The sequence below is a fragment of the Alloalcanivorax xenomutans genome (assembly GCF_900217905.1).
Classification (GTDB): Bacteria; Pseudomonadota; Gammaproteobacteria; order Pseudomonadales; family Alcanivoracaceae; genus Alloalcanivorax; species Alloalcanivorax xenomutans.
Genome location: NZ_OBMO01000015.1, coordinates 1 through 21,361 on the forward strand (window position 1 = coordinate 1; position 21,361 = coordinate 21,361).

Genomic DNA, 21,361 nt, shown 5'->3' on the forward strand with positions numbered 1-21,361 from the left:
CAAACTCGCTCGCATCGCCTTCGCCCTGATGAAGCACAAAACCACCTACCAATCGGAGACCCAAATCGCTTGATCTCCAACATAGAATCTCCCACAGCGGCCTCGTAGCCACCTCCGAATTTGTGTCTTCAACGCCAGAAAACACGTTATGGTAAGGACTCCACTGAGCAAGGAATCACCATGGCCGACACCACCGCTATCTCCGAGTCCAACCGGCAACCCACACTGGCCGTTCTGATCGACGCGGACAACACACCACCGGCCATCGTCGAGGGCCTGTTCGAGGAGATCGCCAAATACGGCACCGCCACCATCAAGCGCATCTACGGTGACTGGACCCAGCCCAACCTGGGCGGCTGGAAGAAAGTGCTGCTGGACCATTCGATTCAGCCGGTGCAGCAGTTCGCCTATACCACGGGCAAGAACGCCACCGACAGTTCGCTAATCATCGATGCCATGGATCTGCTCTACACCCGGGAACTGGATGGGTTCTGCCTGGTTTCCAGCGACAGCGATTTCACCCGGCTGGCGGCCCGATTACGGGAAGCCGGCCTCACCGTCTATGGCTTCGGCGAACAGAAGACCCCCAAACCGCTGGTGGCCGCTTGCGATAAATTCATCTACACCGAGATTCTGCGCGCGGACGACGATGGCGCCGCCAGCAAGGGCGGCAAAGCCGGCAAGGACAAAACCAGCGGCAACACGCCGCCTCTGAAGTTTATCGCCCGGGTCATCGACGATGTCTCGGGAGAAGACGACTGGGCCCACCTGGGAGTGCTTGGACAGAACCTGAGCCAGCGCCGCCCGGAGTTCGACACGCGGCTCTACGGCTTTCGCAAACTGAGCGAGCTGCTCAATGCCCAGACCGGCCACTTCGAGCTGAAGAAAGGGGAAAACGGCGGACTGTGGGTTAAGAACAAGAACGGGTGATCACGGTCCATGCCTCGCTGGTGCTCCACAGTTGAGAGCTTGCTTGTACGCAACACCGACACGCAATTCGCGAGCAAGCTCGGCTCCCACAGCAGCTTCGTAGCCTGAGTGCTGATTCGAAGCGAACGGCTTCAGAATTCGTGGAGAGTTGGCGGGCAGCGTTCCAGGACCGTGTTTGGCCAGGGAAGGCCAAACCCGAGCCCACATGGATGTGCTTGTAGCGTGTCCTGGAACGCTGCCCGCCGACTCTCCTCACCTGGCAAGAGGCTCCAGATCCCCTCCTATCGAACCAGCCAGAGACTCAATTCCGGCACATAGGTAATCAGCAGCAGCGCGATGATCAGCACCAGCATGAACGGCAGCGTGGCCCGGAACAGTTCGGTGATCGACTTGCGGAACCGGTAGCTGGCGATGAACAGATTCATCCCCACCGGCGGCGTGATGTAGCCGATCTGCATGTTGGCGACAAAGATGATACCCAGGTGTACCGGATCAATGCCGTAGCGCAACGCCACCGGCAGGATCAACGGCACCATGATCACCAGAGCGGCGAAGATATCCAGCAAGGCGCCGAGCAACAGCAACAGAATGTTAAGCAAAATCAAAAACGCGAGCTTACTCTGTACGTGAGTCTGGATGAAGGCGAACAAATGCTCTGGCACGCCGGCATACACCAGATAGTCGGCGAAAGCCTGGGCCACCGCCAGAATCAGCAGGATCCCCCCCACCATGACCATGGCTTCACGGGTCAAACCCGGCAGCCGGCGCAGCGGAATCTCCCGGTACAGCACCACTTCCGCCAGCAACACATAAAGCGCGGTGACCGCCGCCGCCTCGCTCACCACCAGGAAGCCGGAGAAGATACCGCCGAGCACCACCAGCGGCAGCGGCAATTCCCAACGCGCATCCCACAACGCCTGCCCCAGCTCCCGCGCGTTGAACGGCTGCCGCGGCAACGGATCGGCGCGATTGACCCACACGCAATAGCCGTACAGCAATACCACCATCAGTAGCGCCGGCCCCACCCCGGCCAGGTACAGATCGACGATTTCCACCGGCGGCATGGTCAGTTGCTGTGACAACTGCTGAGCGATGATGCCATAGATCAACAACGGCACCGACGGCACCAACAGCAACCCCAGACTGCCGGACGAAGTTACCAGCCCAAGACTGAAACGCTGCGGATAACCGGCCTTGACCAAAGCCGGCAGCAACAGCGCGCCCAGCGCCACGATGGTGACACCGGAGCCGCCGGTAAGCGCGGTGAAGAAAGCACAGGCCACCAATGCCACGAAAGCCATGCCGCCGGGCATCCAGCCGAACGCGGCCTGGCTGAGACGGACCAGGCGATCGGCGGTACGCGATTCACTGAGCAGAAAACCGGCGAAAGTGAACAGCGGCAGCGCCATCAGCACCACCGAATCGGACAGCTGGTAAATATCGATGTGGAGCACCGACAGCGGCGTCTCCTGGGTGAAGAAACCGATGGCGGCCGCGGCCAGCAGGATGGCGAACAACGGCGCGCCCATCAACGCCAGCACGATCAACAGAACAATGGCGGCGATAATCATCCCAGCGGCTCCCGCATGCAGGGCCGGCGCCCACCCAGGCCAAGCACGAACAGCACCAGGTAACGCAGCGCCATGACGCTGAAACCGAACGGAATGATCACCTGCGGCACCCAGCTGGGGATACCGGCAAAGGCGATCTCGCCGTACTGATATTCCTCGATCACGAAACCAATGCTGTACCAGGCCACCAGGGTACAGATGGCGGCGGTGAACAGATCCACCGTGCCAGTAATCCAGGGTTGGAAGGACTTCGGCAGCCACTGTCCCAGCAGATCGATACGGATGTGCTCGTCACGGCGCGAGGCGATCATGGCGCCGAGCAAGCCGATCCACAGCACCGCGTTACGCAGCAGTGGCTCCACCCATATCAGACTGACACCGGCCATGTTGCGCAGCCCGATTTGCACCACCGCCAACAGCACCATGCCCAACAAAATGGCCACGATCAGACCATCTTCCAGGCGGTGCAACCAGGACAGCAGGCGCCGCATCAGCGGGCCCGGTAGTCGTCGAGCAACCGATGCAGCCGGTCCAGCATGGCACGGCTCAACTCGCCATCCGCGACCAGCCCCTGGGTGGTTTTATCCGCGGCGGATTTCCATTCGGCGCGTTGTTCATCGCTGGGAGTAACCGTTTCCAATCCCTGCTGCTGTACCGCCTGGAACGCTTCGCGGTTCTGTTCGCGGCCTTCCTGATCCAATTGCCTGAAAGTGTTGCCCAGGACCTCGCGCATGATCTTCTGATCCCCCTCGGAAAGACGATCAAAATAGCGCTTGTCGATGGCCAGCAGGCCGTAGGTGTATAGCAGAGGCAGGTCGGTGATGTACTTCACCCGCGCGTACCATTGCAAAGTGAGCGCCGCCACCGGCGGCGCGGCGAAGCTGTCGATGGCGCCGGTCTGCAACGAGGTCAGCACCGAACCGATATTCAGCACGATCGGAGACAAGCCCAGCGTCTTGGCCGCCTTGGCGGAGGCTGAGTCGCTGGCCGGCAACCACAGTTTGCGCGCCTGCAGATCCGCCAGGCTGGCCACCGGCTGCGTCGACATGATGTAGGCAAAGCCACCGTCCACCAGTCCGAAGCTGATCCAGCCGTTATCCTCCAGCCCCTTGAGGATAACCGGGTCCAGCTCTTCGCGAACCGCGTCCACTTCACCGTAATCATTGAACGTGAGCGGCACGTTGAGAATCTGGCCATCCGGATAGGCGTCGGCAAAGGCGCCCCCCTGGGCCATCTGGCCGTGCAACTGACCGATGCGAATCTTGCGCTGTACCGCCCTGTCGTCCCCCATTACACCACCGGGATAAATCTTCAGGGCCACTCGCCCCTCGGTGCGCTCCTCGATGGTGGCGCCGGCTTTTTTCAGCGCCCGGACCACACTGGTGCCATCCGGATACAGGGTGGAAATCTTGAAGGTAGTGGCCAGAGCCAGCACCGGAAACAGGGCCATGACGGCCACCACGAATCGCAACATCATCCTCTCCAGCTTCGACGGGGCCGGGCGCTCCATCGCTCACAGATACGGTTCACGAAATACGGCTCAGAAATACGCGTCGGCGCTATCCAGCAGGCGTTGTGCCTGCTGCTGTGCGTAGACGTTCTGCAGGGTCAGTCCAGGCTGCTCCGGATCCGCTTCCAGCACTTTATGAAGCTGGGCGTCATGCAGCTCACGATCAAACACCAGACGGGCATAGTGCTCGGCATACAGCACCCGCGCCAGCAGGTTGCGCCCTTGGGACAACGCCACCGCCTGCTCGAAATGCGCCTTGGCCTGCTCCGGCTGACCGCCCAGGGAAGCCGGCAGCAGACTGTTGAGCACTCCCAGGTACATGTGCGCCTGACCGTTCTGGTAGCCTTCATCCAATGCCACCACCCGCTCCATCAGCGCACGCACCCGGGCCAGTTCGGCCACCGCGTTCCAATCGTCGGAATGGGTCTGGATGTAGCCGGCCCAGGCGCTGCCCAGAGTAAACAGCAGGGGCAGATCATCGTCGCCGGCCTCCGCCAGCAACGCCTCGAATTCCGGCACCGGCATCTCGCGCAACTCGCAGTAATCGCTCCGGTCGCTACAGGCGGCGCGCATGGCGTAATCCAGGGCCTTCTCGTTGAGGGCCGCGGCACGCTCGGGCTCCCGCACGAACAAGCCGGCGTAGGCGCCATACAAATCGGCGCCAGCCCGTAACAGGCTGGTACGCTCCGGCCAGGTCAGGATCAGGCCATCCACCATCAGCAGATAGCTGGGCAGTCCCTCACCCACCAGAACCAGATCGTTGTTGTCCTCGATGCCCTTGGCCAGATTGTCGCCGATCCGATTCACAGCGCAGCCCTGCAGAATCAGCACCAGAGCCACCGAACAGACTGCTCGCCATTGTTTCACGCTGTTGTTGCCTCCTATTCCGGGACTCTTTATAGCAGCGGCCACCGGCAAAACTCAAACGACCGTTGGAAACCGACCGTGACGCTCCGCTTCACGCCGACCGCTGACGGCGCCAGAGCCCCACCGCGGTGCCAATCGCCATGCCGCTGAGCAATCCGGCCAGATGCGCTGAGTTGGCGACGATGCCGGAAAGCCCCACATAACAGATCACCAGCCACACCAGCATCAACACCACCACTTCCTTGCGCAGTTGGTAGCCGGCCCCCGGATTGACCTTGCCGTACAGCCACAGATACCCGAGCAGGCCATACACCACACCGGACAGACCACCGAAATTGGGGCCGGTGTCGTAAAACTGAGCCAGGTTGCTGATGGCGGCGGTGACCAGGGTGATCCACAGCAGTTGAAAACTGGACTGGAACCGTTCAATCACCCGGCCCAGATCGCACCACCACAACAGATTGAACAGGATATGCAGAAGCGACATGTGCAGCAGCATCGGCGTGACCACCCGCCACGGCTGCACGGCCAGTCCGTCCAGGGAAGGCGGAAACATCAGCGCCGCGTAAAGCCGGTCTCCCAGTAAAAAGGGTGACAGATACACCAGAACACAGAGCACCAGCCCGCTCTTGGTCACCAACCCCAGGCTGCGAAACCAGCCACCGCTGAACAGCGCCTGCCGCGGCACGTCGGCGGGCGCGTTGCTGTGCCAGGCGTCTTCCTGCCAGCGCCGGTCATCCGGGCTGGCCAGGAATGCCTGGCACAGCTCGCGGGCCTCCTCAAAGCGGTCCGCCGCCACGGACAGCACCTGGCCATCCTGTTCCTGCCGCAGCTCCGCGCGGATACCGCGTTGCCCCAGCATATGCACCAACCGCGCGGCGAGCGCGGCGTTGTTCACGCGAACCAGTTCAATCATGGAATCTCCTGCTGCCAGCGCCGCCGGGCCCGCGGGTCATCGGCGAGCCGCTCCACCTGCTCCCAGAAGCAGTGCCAGTGCCCGCCACAGCCTAACAGAAGGGCCTGGAAAGCGGGCACCAAACCGTAATAATCCCCCACCCCGTTGAGTTGGGCATTATTGAGCGGGCCCTGGAAAAAGCCCTGATAGGCGTCCAGGGCGGGCAATTGGCGGCGCTCGGACTGATAGCGCTGACGCAACTGGCCAATCAGCCGGTCCTTGCGTTCGGTCATGGTCCGCGCCGGCACATCAGTGGCGTACAACCGGGTCAGGGCCGCGCGGGTGTCGGCCACCATGGCCAGGAAGGCGGCACGGGCACGGTCCACATCACGCCAGCGCTCCAGGTCCACGGCCAGATCATGGCCGGCAAGGAACCGGGTAGTGCCTTCACGGGCCACCATGGTGGCCAGGGACTCGTTGAAGCGGGTATCGCCCTTCACATACAAACGCCGGTGCACCAGCTCATGCAGCAGCAGGTCCACCATGTCGGCGCGGGAACGGTTCATCATCGGCGTGGTGAGCGGATCGTTGAACCAGCCCAGCGTGGAGTAGGCGGCGGCGCCGCCCACGTAGGTGTCGAAACCCTGCTCGTCGAGATCACGCGCCGCGCGCAAGGCGGCCTCCCGATCGAAATAACCGCGATAGCTGACACAGCCGGCAAACGGGTAGCACCAGGTTTCCGGCGTCAAGGAGAACGCCGGCGCGGCCATGAGATTCCAGACCACCGCCCGGCTTTCCAGGGCCACGTACTGGCGATAGACACCGCGCGCGGGCAATCCCATGCGGTCGGCGGCGAAGTCCAGCACCTCCTCCGCCAGCCGCAGATTATCCCGCACCCGTTGCGGTGTGGCCGGATCGGCCAGGGCGTCGGCCACCGGTTGCCGTTTCGACATCAGAGACCAATGTCCCTTTATCGCCTGGCCGTAATAGCCCAATTGGCAGCCGGAGAGCGCCGCCACCGCAATGACGGCGGCCAACAGCCAGATCCGTTTACGCCTCATGCGCGGGACATGAACTTCCGTTCCAGGGTGTTGACCTTCACCCGCTCCCCTTCCTGAATGTACTCCGGCACCTGGATCACCAGGCCGGTTTCCAGGGTGGCGGGTTTGGTGCGGGCACTGGCGGAGGCGGCTTTCATCGCCGGCGCCGTTTCCTGAATGGTCAGCTCCACCGCCTGCGGCAGCTCCAGGCCGATAACCGAATCACCGACCCGCAAGGCCAGCAACCCGCCGGTGTCCTCGGTAACGAACGCCAGCTCGTCCTCGATGTCCTCGGATCGCAGCGGGTATTGGGTGAAATCCTCCTCGTCCATGAAGATATGCTCGGCGCCATCCACATAGGAGAAACGCACCGGGCGGCGCTGCAGATCCACGGTGGGCACGTCGTCGTCCCCCTTGAACCGCTCCTCGAACTTGGAGCCGCCGCCAACGGCCGTGGCGCGGACCCGGTAGAGGGTGGCGGCACCGCGGGCGGAAGGGGATTGCACTTCGATCTGGCGAATCACGTAGAGGCCGCCGTTATGCTCGATCACATCGGATTTCTTCAGGTCGCTGGCGCGGGTCACAAAACAATCCTCACTGAATGGTCGCCGGCTATTCTAGCCCAGAGGGCAAGTGCGGTCCCAGAGTTAGCTGGCACGCTGACTTGGAGAGATAAATTCGCACTGTATTCGCTGCCCAGGCGGCTTTCCACCGACCTGACCACGAAGCCTCTGTGGGAGCCTGCCTGCAAGCGAATGGGCTTCCGGACGCCGAGATTCGCTTGCAGGCAAGCTCCCACAACGGCATCCAGGTTTCCGCGAGAATTACAACTGCCCGGAAATCCACTCCCGGGCGCGTTCGCTCAGGCGCTTGGGGTCGTCATCCGCCGGCAAGGGCGCGCCGAAGGTCAGATCGACAATGACCCGTGGACGGCCCAGCAGCCTCCACAGATGATGATGGAATTCGTCGTTGCCGATGAACGCCAGAGCCGGATCGAAGTCACCGTTATGGTCCCGGTAACGCAACGCCACCGGCTGCACCGGCGCCTGATCAGCGGCGGCCAGCAACTGCGGGAAAAACCGCCGCACAGCCCGGCCATCGGTGGTAGTGCCCTCGGGGAAGACCAGCACCGAACGGCCGCCCGCCAGGCGCTCGCGGATTTCCTCGACCTTGCGGCTGACTTCTCCGCTGCCGCGACGGATGAACAAGGTCCCCACATTGCGGGCCAGCCAGCCGATCACCGGCCACTCGGCCACTTCCGCCTTGGATAACATATCGCAGGGCCACAGCGCGCCGATCACGGGAATGTCCAGCCAGGAAACGTGGTTGCTGATCAACAGCATGGCGCCGCCGGCCGGAGCGCCGGTCACTCGCAGCCGCACCCCCAGCAGGGACAGCAACCGCAAATACCAGCGCTGTTTGGCCATCGCCATGGCCGGATGAGCCTGCGGATAGCGGGCACGCAGCCACAGCGCCTCCAGCATCCCGGCCAGAATATGCAGGATCACCAGCGGCAGCCGCCAGGCGCGGCGCCATGCCGCCGCCAAACCGGTGCCATGGCGGCCGGAGGCGGAGGACGTCTCCATTCGTTCCATTACACCGCCTGCGCCGGTTGCAGGAAATGCTGGACGTAGCGGCTGGGCAGATCATCCACCGCCAGCAGGATGAAGTAGTCCAGACAGTTGAAATCCGGATCCCAGCACGGTTCGCCGCAGACCTTGGCGCCCATGCGCAGGTAGGCCTTGAGCAACGGCGGCATACGCTTGCCGTTCTCCAGCGGATCGCCGGGCAAACTTTCCAGACGGTACCGTGGTGACACCCGGTATTGCGCCGGTGCTCTGTGATTCTCGCGAATATGCTGGTCTATGGCGGCCACGTTATAACCCTCGCCCAGAGCGATACTGGCACAGCCGATCAGGTATCGGGTGTTCTGCTCGATCATGTAACGGGCCAGCCGTGCCCACAGCACGGTGATCACGGCACCGCCGCGATGGCGCGGGTCGATGCAGGTGCGGCCAATCTCCGCCACCTGGCCATCCAGATGCCGCACCAGGGGCATGTGAAACTCACCCGTGGAGTAAAAGCCGCCGGTGCGCGCCACCCGATCACCAGGCAGCACCCGGGTATAACCCACCAGTTCCCCGGTCTGGTTATCGCGCACCACCAAATGCAGACAATGGCGGTCGAAGCGATCCCGGTCCAGGCCGAACGGCGCGTGGAAGCTGGCGCCATACTCCTCGGAGAAAATCCGGTAGCGCATGCGCTGCACTTTCAGGATCTCGCGTCGAGACCGGGTAAAGTAGGCGCTGAAACGGCTGTTGTTGGTATTCGCCTCTTCCCGCTCACGGGCAGGCTGGCGGAAAACCACCCGCCATTGCGGCTTGAGGGCTTTCAATTTTCCAGCGGCTTGCGCAAGCATAATGGGCTCCATGGCTCTTTTTCCGGCAGTCTGGAAGCCGGCCATGTCGGCGCGGTGACAACCTTGTGACAGTTCCGCGACACAGGCGTACCCCGCCCCGCTCCTGTCGGGTCACCTCATACTTGGGATAAACGCCGAGCCAATTGGCCCACTTGGCGGGCGAAGCAAAGAATCCGGTAAGCCATAATGACGGCGACTTCGCTATCTTTTGCAGTGGAAACCGTCTCTTACCACCGACACCAACGGGGCGTTGCCATGACCACCGAACAAGTGAGCCTCTCACTGCCCGACGGACATCCGATGCGAGCACGCTGGATCGTTCCCGCCGAGAACAACGGTCTGGGGGCGGGCGTTATCGTGATCCACGATATTTTCGGTTATACCCCGGATGTGCAGCGTATCGCCGAGCGGCTGTCACGGGCCGGCTACCCGGTGCTGGCGCCGGACCTGTATGACAAGGCCGGTGGCAAAGCCTCCTGCGTGGTGAGAACGCTGCGGGATCATGAACGGGGACGCGGGTTCGCCTTCGAACAATTGGAAACCTGCCGCCAATGGTTGTTGCGGCAAGGCGACGCCGAGGTCACCAAGGTAGGTGTAATGGGTTTTTGCATGGGCGGCCGTTTTGCCCTGCTGTTCGCGGCACAAGCGCCGATACAGGTAGTGGCGCCGTTCTACGGCGGTGTGCCGAAACAGGCGGAATCACTCCGCGGCATCTGTCCGGTGGTCGGCGGCTGGGGACGCAAGGATCTGATTTATGGAAACCATGGTGACCGACTGGCCGGCCATCTGACCCGGCTCGACGTTCCCCACGACATACGCACCTACGACCACGCCGGCCATTCTTATATGAACGACCACCAGACGTTCACCTTCAAGCGACTGGGCTGGTACTCACCGCTGCGCTCCCGCCATGATCCCGACGCCGCCGAGGACAGCTGGCGCCGGGTATTGTCGTTTTTCGAGAAGACATTGCGGGAGTCGAAACCCGCCATTCATGGCTAAAGCGGAACATCGCCCGGTCTGGGACATAACCACTCAGCCAGTGTTGCGCAGGCCGGCGGCGATGCCGGCGATGGTCACCATCAAGGCGCTTTCCAGCACTTTGTCGGAATCGCGGTCACGCAGACGGGCCATCAGTTCCGCCTGCAACAAGTGCAGCGGATCGGTGTAGGGATCTCGCACGCGGATCGACCAACGCATGACCGGGTTGTTATCGAGCAGATCACCACGGCCGGTCAGACGGCCCAGGGCCTCCACGGTACCGGCCAGACGCTGGCGCAGGGAATCGCCCAGCCGCATCAGGTCGGCGTCATCGGTGAGCCGCTCCTCGTACCAGGCGGCCACCCGCGAATCTGCTTTCGCCAACACCATTTCCAACATGTCCACCACGCCCTGGAAAAACGGCCAGTGGCTGGCCATTTCCCGGATCCGGTCGGTGTCGGATTGATCTTCCAGGGCGGCTTCCAGAGCGGCGCCGGTACCCAGCCAGGCCGGCAGCATCAGGCGGATCTGCGTCCACGCGAACACCCAGGGGATGGCGCGCAGGGATTCGATACCACCGTCGCTTTTACGCCGTGCAGGGCGGCTGCCCAGGGCCAGACGGCTGAGCTCGGTTTCCGGCGTCACCGTGCGCAGATAACGCACCAGCGCCGGATCATCGCGCACCACCTGACGGTAGCCTTCCACCGATATCCGGGTGAGCTTTTCCATTTGCTCGCGCCATTGCGGCCGCGGTTCACGAGGCGGCAGCAGCGTCGCTTCCAGGGTGGCGGCGACATACTGCTCCAGATTGAACGCGGCCACCGACGGGCGGCCGTATTTGAAGCGAATCACTTCACCCTGCTCGGTGACACGGATGCGCCCGGCCACCGAACCGGACGGCTGGGACAGCAACGCCATTCGCGTGGGCGAACCACCACGGGAAATGGAACCGCCACGGCCATGGAACAATGTCAGCGGTATGCCGTGCTCGCGGAACAGACCGGTGAGTTTTTCCTGGGCGCGGAACTGGGCCCAGGCGGCACCGAGGAAACCGGCGTCCTTGGCGGAATCGGAATAGCCGATCATCACTTCCTGGCCTCCCTTGACCCGCTCCCGATAAAACGGGATCGACAACAGCGCGGACATGGTATCCCCGGCGTTGTCCAGATCGTCCAGGGTCTCAAATAACGGCACCACGCGCATCGGCCGGGTCACTCCGGCGATCTTCTGCAGCAGCATCACCGCCAGCACATCCGAGGGGGCCCGCGCCATGGAGATGACGTAGGCGCCCAACCCTTCCGGTCCTTGTTCGGCGATCACCTTGCAAGTGTCCAGCACCTCACGCACCTGCGGGTCACAGACGTCGCTCCGGTAAAACAACTCATCCACCAGCGGGCGACGGTTCTCCAGTTCGGCCAGCAGAAAACGTTGCCGCTCGCCTTCATCCCATTCCAGATAGGACCCCAGTTCCAGGTAGCGGGTGATGGCATCGATGGTGTCGGCGTGCCGGCCGGACTCCTGGCGCACGTCCAGACACAATAACGTGATGCCAAAGCAACTCAGGCGGCGCAGGGTGTCCTTGAGCTGGCCGTTGGCGATGGACTCAAGACCGACGGCGCGCAGGGAGCGGTCCAGCAAGCGTAATTCGTCACGCAACTGGGCCCCGTTGAGAAAGCCCTCGCCATCCGGCACCGGCCGTTCTTCCACCAGCGCTTCCATGCGGCGCCGTGTGACCTTGAGACGGTCACGCACATCACGCAGCACCACGCGGTAGGGTTCATGGCTGGGCCCGGTGCGAGCCAGCAGTTCGTCGCTGGCCCGATGCATGGACAGGTCCGCCAGCAAATTCTCAACATCACGCAAATACAGGTCCGCCGCCATCCAGCGCGCCAGGAACAGTACCTCGCGAGTCACCGCGGCGGTGACATTGGGATTGCCATCACGATCGCCGCCCATCCAGGACGCCAGGCGCACCGGCACCCAGTCCGCCGGCGGTGATGGCAGCCCGGCCCGTTGCAGTTCCTCATCGAGTTGTCGCATGAAGTCCGGTACCGCCCGCCACAGGCTTTGTTCGATGGTGGCGAAACCCCATTTGGCTTCGTCCACCGGCGTCGGTCTCTCGCGACGGATTTCGTCGGTGCTCCAGGCGGAGATAATCAGCTCGCGCAAACGCTGTTCCAGCCGCTGCCGCTCCTCCCCGGTGAGATCCGGGCGATCCGATTCGGTGAGCAGATCCGCCATCTGGTCGTACTTGCGAATCAGAGTACGCCGGGTCACCTCGGTGGGATGAGCGGTGAGCACCAGTTCCACGGACAGGTCCGTCAGGGTGTCGCGCACGGTTTGCGCCGAAACCTGCTTGGCGGACAGCCGTTCCAGGACATTGCGCAAACCCTGGTCGCTGTCGGGGTCGCCGGGATAGCGCTGATGCTGACGGTGCAGACGTTCACGGTGATGTTGTTCGGCGATGTTGGCCAGGTTCAGGAACTGGCTGAACGCTCGTGCCACTTCCAACAGGGCATCGTCCTCCAGGGGATCGAGCAGGGCCCGCAGACGCGCCACCGACATTTCGTCGTTGGAGCGGGTTTCCACCGCCGCCAAACGGATCCTCTCCACCGTTTCATACAGGTTCTCTCCCACCTGCTCACGCAACGTGTGGCCAAGCAATTCCCCGAGCCAACGAACATCTTCGCGCAACGGCGCGTGCTGATCCTGTTCCATCAATACGTCTCTCCGTTAATAGAGATCCTTCATGCTACCGGGAACGAGGGAACAGGCAATAGAACTATGGTCCGTGGCAAGAAAGGCCCCGCAAAATACCTTTTTACAACATTACGCCCATTGCAAGTCTTTATTCCCCGGGCCAGCTACCGCAACATAGGCGCATCTGGTTATCCACGGAACCTCAATGAACTCGACCAACCGCGTGTCCTCCGAACAGGGCGCCATCATTCTGCAGTACCTGGCCCGGGCCCTGTTCGCCGTGCTGGCGGTGATTTACTTCCATCACACCCCCCAGTTCTTCGTCACGGTGCCGGAAAGCACCCCCTGGTTGATCGCCGGCGCCTATCTGGGGCTGCAGTTGTTGCTGCTGATCAGCCGGGCCGATTACGCGGTCATTCTCGCCTCGACCCTGGACATGGTGGTGCTCGGCGTGGTGATGCTGCTGGACGGCGGCGAACCGCCGCCAACCATGGCGCTGCTGTTCCTGGCGGTGCTCAGTAACGGCCTGCTGTACGGTCTCAAGCGTTTCCTGGTGATGCTGCTGGCCGCCGAGGTGGTCCTGGCCATCGTATTGCCCATCCGCATGGCTTATCTGCCGGCAGGGGTCACGCAGCCGGCCTCCGCCAGCCTGTTCCTGCTCGCCGCGCTGACCGTGTGCATGATCTATTTCGGGCTGATGATCTGGCGCAATCAGGTGTTGGGCCGGTCCGCCCTGGAAGCGGCCTGGAACGATCCACAAACCGGCTTCATCAGCCGCGCCGCGCTGGTCAGCACCGCCGGTTGGATGATTCCCCTGCACGATCGCCTGTCCTCGCCGCTGACCGTGGTGCTGTTGCAACACCCGGACCTCAATGGTTTGGCGGACGCGATCATTCAAAGGCTGCGCCGCAGCGATGTGGTGGCCCGCAACGACGATGATCAACTGGCCTTGCTGCTGCCCTGCACCAGCGGCGCGGAAGCCAGCCAGGTGATCGAGCATTTGCGTCAGCGGGTGCCGGATCTGCGCGCCGCCGTACTGACCCTGAACAGTTCCAACCTGGCCCTGGAACAGGTGCTGCATCATTTGCAGCAGGCCCTGCCCCGTAGCCGGGATGATGACACCCACTGGCTGGTGTACGCGCCGCCGCTGGATTAAAAAGACTCAAGAAACCCGGGAAGGGAGGCCCGGCCAACCCCATGTCGACAACAGGGGAAACGTCATGGTCCACCGCCTTACCCTTCTCGCGCTTGCTCTCTCTTCACCGGTTCTCGCCGATGATTTCCAAACCTATATCGTCGGCGGCGAGGAGGCCACCGGCGACTGGCCCTGGGCGGCACGAGTCGCCCTCGATCTGGGAAACGGTTTCGAGAACTCATGCTCCGGTTCCCTGCTTAACCGGGAATGGGTACTGACCGCCGCTCATTGCTTTTTTAACGAAGACGGCGAGGCGATGGACGTGTCCACCATCACCGTTCACATCGGCAGTGGCCCGAAGGGAACCAATCCAACCCGGAGGGCGGATGAGTATCGTCTGCATTCCGGCTACGATAACGAAGCCAACCCCATTGGCAACGATATCGCCTTGGTCCACTTGAGCACGGCCATCGAAGTGTCTTCCTTGCCCAGTCTGGTGGACGACGCTCATTTTGATGAACTGCTTGCCCGCGACGCCATGGGCCGCGACGAGGCCGTCACCGCCATCGGCTGGGGCGTCACCGATCCGGATAATCCAACGGTCTCCGACACCCTGCAGCAGGTCGCTCTGGATTACGTGCCGTTTTCCACCTGCAATCAAAGTTGGAACGGTTTCCTGACTCCGGTTCAAAGCAGCGTCATTTGCGCCGCCGAGCTGAACCCGCAAGACAACGAAACCGAGAACACCTGCCTGGGCGACTCCGGCGGTCCGTTGATTCTGGGCAACGATCCGGCGCCTTATATCGTCGGTCTGACCAGCTTCGGCTCCGCCGATAATTGCCAGGCTGGCCGCCCCACCGTGTTCAACCGGGTGCTGAACATGGTGGACTTCGTGGAAGAAAACGCCCCCCTGGTGGACGTAACGATCGAGAGTGGGCCCGAACGCTACTATGGCGCTCTGGGTGGACAGACCACGGTCCCCGCCACGGTCACCAACGGCAGTCTGAGAAACACCGCCCGCAACGTCATGATCCGGGCGAACACCGACGACACCAGCGCCGACGCCTCTTTGCAATGGAGCGGCTGTGACGACGGCGGCCTCCTGGCGGGCGATGACCAGTGCACCCTGTCGTCGCTGACCGCCGGCGGCCACAGCAGCGGCCAGGTGGAAGTGAGCCACGACGGCGTCACCGAAACCGACGCCACCCTGGCCCTGTCGGTGAGCAGCGACGAGGATGAATACCGGATCAAGAACAATCAGGCCCCGGTCACGGTGGTCTTCTCCAACCGGCCGGATCTTACCGTGAGCGCCGAACAGACATCCGCTGATCTGGACAGCGATGGCCAGGGCATCGCCACCGTGGCGGTGCGGGTCACCAACCTCTCCACCGTGAACACCGCCGATGATGCCACCGTGGAGCTGACCCTACCCGCCGGCACCACCGCCCGCGGTGACGATACCGTCCAATGCGACACGCTGTGCTGGGTGGGAGCCATGGAACGCGGCGCCAGCGTTGATTTCACCCTGACGCTCACCAGCGGAACACCGGAAAGCGGCACGCTGGCACTGGCCGCTACCGACCAGAGTGGCGGGGACTATCCCCGGGACAACAATCAGCACGACATGACCGTGGCCTATTCCGGCGTCGAGGCCGCCAGCGACAGTGGTGACAGCGGTTCGGGCGGCGGCTCCGGCGGTGGCGGGTCATTCGGAGTCGGGTGGTTGCTCGCTCTGGCAGGGCTGGCGCTGCGAGTTCATCCGCCACGCCGAAACAACCGCTCCAGATAAGCCAGCAGGAAATCCGCGTCGGACAGCGGTGCCCGGTAGGCCAGATGGCCATCCGGGCGCATCAGCCACAAACGGCTGCCATTACCGAAGTGCTCGGCGAAATCACCGTCCTTGTCATGCCACAGATGGGCCCGCCCCGGCGCCATGTCCGGCGCCGCCCCTTCCGGCGGCTCATTGAGGATCAAGGTGATGCGCAGCTCATTGAGGTATTCGTCCGGCACCCTGGACAACAGCGCATGCAGGATAACCCGGGTGGGATGGTCCGGGGCCTCGCCCAGTTGCAGCAACAGGTGATGCACCGGCTGACGCAGCAGGCCGTGCAAATGCCGGGGCCCGCCGTCGTGCAGCGACACCAGGGCAACATCCGGCACCCGGTCGCCAGGCAGCGGACCCTGGTGCCGCCACCCCAGGTCCGCGTCCGGACCGGCATCCACCAGCGGCGAAGCGCGATAGTGGATGTCCAACTGGCTGGCCCGACGCATTACCTTGTTTTCCGCGGGCGCGCGCTGGCCGGCCAGCTTCAGTAACGAATCCCGGGCGCCACGCAGGAATGGCCGCCGCAACGTCGAGGTCCGGGACAACAGATTCACTTCACGCAGCATCTCCACCGCCACCGGCCGGCGCTCCTGCTGGTAGCTGTCCAACAAGGCGCCACCGCCGTAGCCACGCAGGAACAGCACCAGTTTCCAGGCCAGATTCACGGCGTCGGCGATACCGGTGTTCATACCCTGGGCCCCCATCGGACTCTGGATATGGCAGGCGTCGCCGGCGAGGAAAATACGATTGCGTCGATAATGGCTGACCAGCCGGCGGTGCACCGAAAAGCGCGTCAACCAGATTGGCTCCGGCAGTTCCGGCACGGGTTCCAGCACCTGGGCGAGACGCTCGCTCAACAACGCCAGATCCTGTTCCGCGTCCGCCGGCCCCGGTTCCGCATCCTCTTCCAGCACGGTGATCAAACGCCAGCCAGAAGGCAGCGGAATCGCCATCAGGGCACCGCCGGGGAGCAGGAAGCCGTGGCTCTGATCCTCCGGCAGATCCAGTTCCACATCCAGATCCGCCAACAGGAAGGTTTCCTCGTAATCCATGCCTTCGAAGGGCAGGCCGAGCAATTCCCGCACCCGGGAATGGGCACCATCCGCGCCTACCAGGATCTCCGCTTCCACTTCGGTTACCTGCTCGCCAACACGGAGCCGGGCCCGCACTCCGGCGCCATCCTGTGAGCAGTCGAGCAGTTCGGCATCGCGCCACAGTTCACCACCGAGGCTGCGGAAACGCTCCTCCAGCACGGCTTCCACCTGTGACTGCGGGCAGCTGAGCAGGGCCGGCTCCGGCGTGCCCAGGGCGGCGAAATCCAGATGCAGCAGGGGCCCTTTCTCGCCATGGAGATTCACCGCCCGAATCGGACGGCCGCGTTCACGCAGGGTTTGCAGCACCCCCATGGCATCGAGGAATTCCAGGGTGCGGGCGTGCAGCCCCAGCGCCCTGGACCAGGGCCGGCGTTGCGGCAGGCGGTCAATGATGCGGCAGGGAATGCCGCCGCGCAGCAAATTGACGCCCAGGGTCAGGCCGGTGGGGCCGGCGCCGACGATCAGTACTTTGGCTTGACGTGATCCCGTGATCATGAATGCGATGCTACAATCGGTGTATGAAAAGCCGTCATGCGCGGCCGGCTCCCCGGAACAGGTGCGACGGCGGCCCCGCCGTCGAGGATGCCCGTGCAACCCGCCACCGGCACCGCGACGAAATGTATCACATCCAGGGCCGCCCGCGCGTCGCGGTCCGCCCATTCCTGCCCCCGGAAGCGCCATGAGCCGCAAAATCATCCATGTGGATTGCGACTGCTTCTATGCCGCGGTGGAAGTCCGCGACGAGCCGCGCCTGCGCGGCCGGCCGGTGGCGGTGGGCGGCGATCCCCAGCGCCGTGGTGTCATCGCCACATGCAATTATCCGGCCCGGGATTTCGGCGTGCGCTCGGCGATGTCCTCCGCCCACGCGCTGCGTCTGTGTCCGGAGCTGGTCATACTGCGCCCGGACTTCGACAAATACCGCCGGGTCTCCGCACAGATTCAGGACATTTTTCGAACCTTTACTCCAATCATCGAGCCGCTGTCCCTGGACGAGGCCTTTCTGGATGTGAGCGAGAGCCCGCTGCACAGCAACAGTGCCACGCGTATCGCCGAGGCCATTCGCCAGCGGGTACGCGACAACGTCGGCATCACCGTGTCCGCCGGCGTGGCGCCGAACAAGTTTCTCGCCAAGGTGGCCAGCGACTGGCGCAAACCGGACGGTCTGTTCGTGATCGCGCCGGACCAGGTCTCCGACTTCGTGGCGGCGTTGCCGGTCACCCGCATCTTTGGCGTCGGCCGGGTCACCGCGGAGAAAATGGCGCTGCGGGGCATCCGTACCTGCGCCGATCTGCAGCCACTGAGCCGGTTGGAACTGGCTCAACAGTTTGGCAGCTTCGGCGAGCGTCTGTACCACCTGTGCCGGGGCGAGGATGACCGGCCGGTGCAGACCAGCCGGCGGCGCAAATCGGTCAGCGTGGAGGAGACCTACCACCAGGACCTGACTCACTTCAGCGACTGGCTGCGGGAACTGGAGGCACTGATGCCCCGTCTGGAGCAGCGCCTGGACCGTCTTGACAGCCACTATCTGGTCCAGGGCCTGACGGTGAAAGTGCGTTACAACGACTTCCGCATCGTCAGCGCCGACCAGACCGAAACCGCCTTGGACAAAGCCGTGTTCGAGCACTTGCTTCGGCAACTGTGGGAGCGGCACTCGGCCCCGGTGCGGCTGCTCGGCATCGGCGCCCGCCTGCGTGATTTGAAGTCTCCGCAACAACCGGACCTGTTCCCGGAGGAGAGGGAACGGGCGCTGCGGGAAAAGCGGCAGTGAAACACCACGGCAGAACCGCCGTGGGAGCTTGATTCCCCCATCACCAGCCCTCAGATTAGAGGTCTGAACCCCTGGAGCAAGGAACCGCCCTGAATGACCGTCATTAACGCGGCCACCGCCACGCGGCCGGCCACAGTGTCCACTATCGTCGCCCCGGAAGGCAGCCTGGAAGTGCTCAGCCAGCAGGAAGTGGAACGCCTGCGCGACACCTCGTCACGGGGGCTGCATGATCTGTTGCGCCGCTGCGCTCTGGCGGTGCTCAACGCCGGCACCCCCACCGACGACAGCCGCCAGGTGCTGGAAACCTACGCGGATTTCGATATCCAGGTGATGCAGGAAGACCGCGGTCTGATGCTCAAGCTGGACAACGCGCCGGCCGGCGCCTTCGTCGACGGCCGCATGATCCGCGGTATCCGGGAACATCTCTCGGCGGTACTGCGTGACATCGTTTATGTGGCCAACGAGATACACACCGGTGGCCGTTTCGATCTGAACAGCACCGACGGCATCAGCAACGCGGTATTTCATATTCTGCGCAACGCCGGAATACTGCACGCTGGCGAAACCCCCAATCTGGTGGTGTGCTGGGGCGGCCATTCGATCTCCCGGGAAGAGTACGACTACAGCAAGAGCGTGGGGTATCAATTGGGGCTGCGCCATCTGGACATCTGCACCGGTTGCGGCCCTGGCGCCATGAAAGGCCCGATGAAGGGCGCCCATGTGGCCCACGCCAAGCAGCGCCGCCGTAATGGCCGCTATCTGGGGATTTCCGAGCCCGGCATCATCGCCGCCGAAGCGCCCAACCCCATCGTCAATGAACTGGTGATCATGCCGGACATCGAGAAACGTCTGGAGGCGTTCGTGCGGGTCGCCCACGCCATCATCGTTTTCCCCGGCGGTGTCGGCACCACCGAGGAGATCCTTTATCTGCTCGGTGTCCTGCTGCATCCGGCCAACCAGCACCTTCCGGTTCCGGTGGTCTTCACCGGACCGGCGGACAGCGCCGATTACTTTCACAAGGTGGATCAGTTCATCCGCTACGCCCTGGGCGAACAAGCGGCCAGCCGCTATCGCATCATCATCGACGACCCGGAAGCGGTGGCGCTGGCGGTGCGCGAGGGCGTGCGGGAACTGACCCAGTTTCGCCGCGAAAACGACGATGCCTTTTACTTCAATTGGCGACTCACCGTGCCGCTGGAATTCCAGCAACCGTTCGAGCCCAGCCACGAAGCCATGGCGGAGTTGCGCTTGAGCACCTCTCTGCCGGTGCACGAGCTGGCCGCCAACCTGCGCCGGGCGTTCTCCGGCATCGTGGCGGGGAATGTGAAGGAGGCGGGTATTCGTGCCATCGAGGAACGCGGCCCCTATGAGCTGCACGCGGAGGCGGGCCTGATGACCCATCTGGATACTTTGCTGAAGGCGTTCGTCGAGCAACAGCGCATGAAACTGCCCGGCAGCCATTATCAACCCTGCTACCGGCTGGGCTCATGAAACCGAGCACCCTCGCCGCGCTGCTGAGCTTTGTCATCCCGGGCGCTGGCCAGCTCTACAACGGCCATATCTGGCGAGCACTGTTCTGGCTGATAGTGACACCGGGACTATGGATCGGCAGCGGCGGCCTGTTCGGCTGGGTGTGCCATCTTATCGCCGCCTGGACCGCCTGGCACAAGGCGCAGGAGAAGGAAAGGGAATAACGCCGGAGCAAACCAAGCTGGCACGCCTTCGCTACTAAAGCGGCTTCCACGGAACCATTGTGGGAGCTTGCCGGCAAGCTCCCACAGCGGCTTCGTGGCCATCTCTCAATTCATGTGCGGCCCCAGGGAACAGCAGTAACTCATGGACCGCATTCTTGTTACCGCGGCTGCATGCGGATGCCGCCATCCAGACGGATGGTTTCGCCGTTGAGAAAGCGGTTCTCCGCCATATGGCAAACCATGGCGGCGTATTCTTCCGGGTGGCCCAGGCGTTTCGGGAACTGGGTCATTTCGATCAGCGGCATTTTCACCTTGTCCGGCGCGGCGTTCATCAGCGGCGTATTGAAAATACCCGGCGCGATGGTGTTGCAGCGGATGCCCAGGGATGCCAGATCACGGGCGATGGGCAGGGTCATGCCGACCACCGCGCCCTTGGTGGCGGAGTAAGCCACCTGCCCCACCTGGCCATCAAAGGCGGCCACGGATGCGGTATTGACGATCAGTCCCCGTTCGTTGTCCTCACCCGGCTCGTTCTCCGCCATCACCGCGGCGGCCAGACGGGTCACATTGAAGGTGCCGATCAGGTTGATCTGCACCACGGTGTTGAACACACCCAGGTCGTGAGGTTTGTTATCCCGCCCCACTGTTTTCATGGCGGAGCCGACGCCGGCGCAGTTGACGCAGAGATGAATCGCGCCGAAGGCATCCCGGGTGGCATCGATGGCCGCCTGCACCGAGGCTTCATCGGTGACATCGGTCTGCGTGAAGGCCACGGACGCACCAATGGCGGCGGCGGCTTCCTCTCCCCGCTGGGCGTCACGGTCCAGAATCATTACCTTGGCACCACGCGCGGCCAGCGCTTCCACCGTGGCCCGGCCCAGGCCGGACGCGCCACCGGTCACCACCGCCACTTTGTTTTTGATATCCATACA

19 protein-coding genes are annotated in these 21,361 nt (G+C 63.2%); 7 read left to right on the forward strand and 12 right to left on the reverse strand.

The annotated features are described in order from the left end of the window. Positions 1 to 180 precede the first annotated feature (180 nt). Positions 181 to 930, forward strand: a complete 750-nt coding sequence (locus CRO06_RS12750; RefSeq protein ID WP_097058583.1) for an NYN domain-containing protein — start codon at positions 181 to 183, stop codon at positions 928 to 930. A 281-nt stretch (positions 931 to 1,211) separates the two neighbouring features. Here CRO06_RS12750 and CRO06_RS12755 read toward each other — a convergent pair whose 3' ends face one another. From CRO06_RS12755 to CRO06_RS12795, 9 genes are all read right to left on the reverse strand, one after another. Next, positions 1,212 to 2,501 carry a TRAP transporter large permease gene (locus CRO06_RS12755; protein WP_063140004.1) on the reverse strand — a complete coding sequence of 430 codons (1,290 nt, stop codon included), beginning with the start codon at positions 2,499 to 2,501 and terminating at the stop codon, positions 1,212 to 1,214. Beyond that, a complete protein-coding gene (locus CRO06_RS12760) occupies positions 2,498 to 2,992 on the reverse strand; it encodes a TRAP transporter small permease (protein ID WP_022995561.1) in 495 nt (164 codons plus the stop codon). The genes CRO06_RS12755 and CRO06_RS12760 overlap by 4 nt, the downstream gene beginning before the upstream one ends. Beyond that, a complete protein-coding gene (locus tag CRO06_RS12765) occupies positions 2,992 to 3,978 on the reverse strand; it encodes a TRAP transporter substrate-binding protein (protein ID WP_231504694.1) in 987 nt (328 codons plus the stop codon). Before CRO06_RS12765 ends, CRO06_RS12760 begins: the two co-directional genes overlap by 1 nt. Before the next feature lie 63 nt (positions 3,979 to 4,041). After that, complete coding sequence (locus CRO06_RS12770; protein WP_026948696.1) at positions 4,042 to 4,878, reverse strand: TRAP transporter TatT component family protein; 837 nt, start codon at positions 4,876 to 4,878, stop codon at positions 4,042 to 4,044. 91 nt (positions 4,879 to 4,969) lie between these two features. Then, the gene (locus CRO06_RS12775) at positions 4,970 to 5,794 is read right to left on the reverse strand and encodes a rhomboid family intramembrane serine protease (RefSeq protein ID WP_022995564.1); all 825 of its coding nucleotides are present in this window, start codon (positions 5,792 to 5,794) and stop codon (positions 4,970 to 4,972) included. Next, on the reverse strand, positions 5,791 to 6,810 hold the full coding sequence (locus tag CRO06_RS12780; RefSeq protein ID WP_097058633.1) for an aminopeptidase: 1,020 nt from the start codon (positions 6,808 to 6,810) through the stop codon (positions 5,791 to 5,793). The genes CRO06_RS12775 and CRO06_RS12780 overlap by 4 nt, the downstream gene beginning before the upstream one ends. Before the next feature lie 20 nt (positions 6,811 to 6,830). Next, positions 6,831 to 7,397 carry an elongation factor P-like protein EfpL gene (efpL, locus tag CRO06_RS12785; protein ID WP_022995566.1) on the reverse strand — a complete coding sequence of 189 codons (567 nt, stop codon included), beginning with the start codon at positions 7,395 to 7,397 and terminating at the stop codon, positions 6,831 to 6,833. A 240-nt stretch (positions 7,398 to 7,637) separates the two neighbouring features. Continuing rightward, positions 7,638 to 8,408, reverse strand: coding sequence for a lysophospholipid acyltransferase family protein (locus CRO06_RS12790; RefSeq protein WP_244902827.1), 771 nt, complete (start codon positions 8,406 to 8,408; stop codon positions 7,638 to 7,640). Beyond that, a complete protein-coding gene (locus CRO06_RS12795) occupies positions 8,408 to 9,232 on the reverse strand; it encodes a GNAT family N-acetyltransferase (RefSeq protein ID WP_014995653.1) in 825 nt (274 codons plus the stop codon). Before CRO06_RS12795 ends, CRO06_RS12790 begins: the two co-directional genes overlap by 1 nt. A 255-nt stretch (positions 9,233 to 9,487) precedes the next feature. On the opposite strand from CRO06_RS12795, the gene CRO06_RS12800 reads away from it, so the two are divergent. Beyond that, positions 9,488 to 10,234, forward strand: a complete 747-nt coding sequence (locus CRO06_RS12800; RefSeq protein ID WP_097058584.1) for a dienelactone hydrolase family protein — start codon at positions 9,488 to 9,490, stop codon at positions 10,232 to 10,234. Positions 10,235 to 10,267: 33 nt separating this feature from the next. Here CRO06_RS12800 and ppc read toward each other — a convergent pair whose 3' ends face one another. Next, on the reverse strand, positions 10,268 to 12,931 hold the full coding sequence (gene ppc, locus CRO06_RS12805) for a phosphoenolpyruvate carboxylase (protein WP_097058585.1): 2,664 nt from the start codon (positions 12,929 to 12,931) through the stop codon (positions 10,268 to 10,270). A gap of 187 nt (positions 12,932 to 13,118) precedes the next feature. Between ppc and CRO06_RS12810 the strand changes: the two genes are divergently transcribed. Further along, positions 13,119 to 14,069, forward strand: coding sequence for a diguanylate cyclase domain-containing protein (locus tag CRO06_RS12810; RefSeq protein ID WP_097058586.1), 951 nt, complete (start codon positions 13,119 to 13,121; stop codon positions 14,067 to 14,069). Positions 14,070 to 14,133: 64 nt separating this feature from the next. Continuing rightward, the gene (locus tag CRO06_RS12815) at positions 14,134 to 15,837 is read left to right on the forward strand and encodes a S1 family peptidase (RefSeq protein WP_179746587.1); all 1,704 of its coding nucleotides are present in this window, start codon (positions 14,134 to 14,136) and stop codon (positions 15,835 to 15,837) included. Here CRO06_RS12815 and CRO06_RS12820 read toward each other — a convergent pair. Beyond that, the gene (locus tag CRO06_RS12820) at positions 15,804 to 17,462 is read right to left on the reverse strand and encodes an FAD-dependent monooxygenase (protein ID WP_097058588.1); all 1,659 of its coding nucleotides are present in this window, start codon (positions 17,460 to 17,462) and stop codon (positions 15,804 to 15,806) included. The two genes, CRO06_RS12815 and CRO06_RS12820, sit on opposite strands and share 34 nt — an antisense overlap. A gap of 184 nt (positions 17,463 to 17,646) precedes the next feature. On the opposite strand from CRO06_RS12820, the gene dinB reads away from it, so the two are divergent. The 3 genes from dinB (at position 17,647) to CRO06_RS12835 (ending at position 20,429) form a co-directional block, all read left to right on the forward strand. Then, positions 17,647 to 18,735 (forward strand): DNA polymerase IV, encoded by a 1,089-nt coding sequence (dinB, locus tag CRO06_RS12825; protein WP_022995585.1) that lies wholly within the window; start codon positions 17,647 to 17,649, stop codon positions 18,733 to 18,735. A 93-nt stretch (positions 18,736 to 18,828) separates the two neighbouring features. Continuing rightward, positions 18,829 to 20,226 (forward strand): nucleotide 5'-monophosphate nucleosidase PpnN, encoded by a 1,398-nt coding sequence (gene ppnN, locus CRO06_RS12830; protein ID WP_022995586.1) that lies wholly within the window; start codon positions 18,829 to 18,831, stop codon positions 20,224 to 20,226. Beyond that, positions 20,223 to 20,429 carry a DUF5683 domain-containing protein gene (locus CRO06_RS12835; RefSeq protein ID WP_022995587.1) on the forward strand — a complete coding sequence of 69 codons (207 nt, stop codon included), beginning with the start codon at positions 20,223 to 20,225 and terminating at the stop codon, positions 20,427 to 20,429. The genes ppnN and CRO06_RS12835 overlap by 4 nt, the downstream gene beginning before the upstream one ends. A gap of 158 nt (positions 20,430 to 20,587) precedes the next feature. Here CRO06_RS12835 and CRO06_RS12840 read toward each other — a convergent pair whose 3' ends face one another. Further along, positions 20,588 to 21,358, reverse strand: coding sequence for a 3-hydroxyacyl-CoA dehydrogenase (locus CRO06_RS12840; protein WP_022995588.1), 771 nt, complete (start codon positions 21,356 to 21,358; stop codon positions 20,588 to 20,590). Positions 21,359 to 21,361 lie beyond the last annotated feature (3 nt).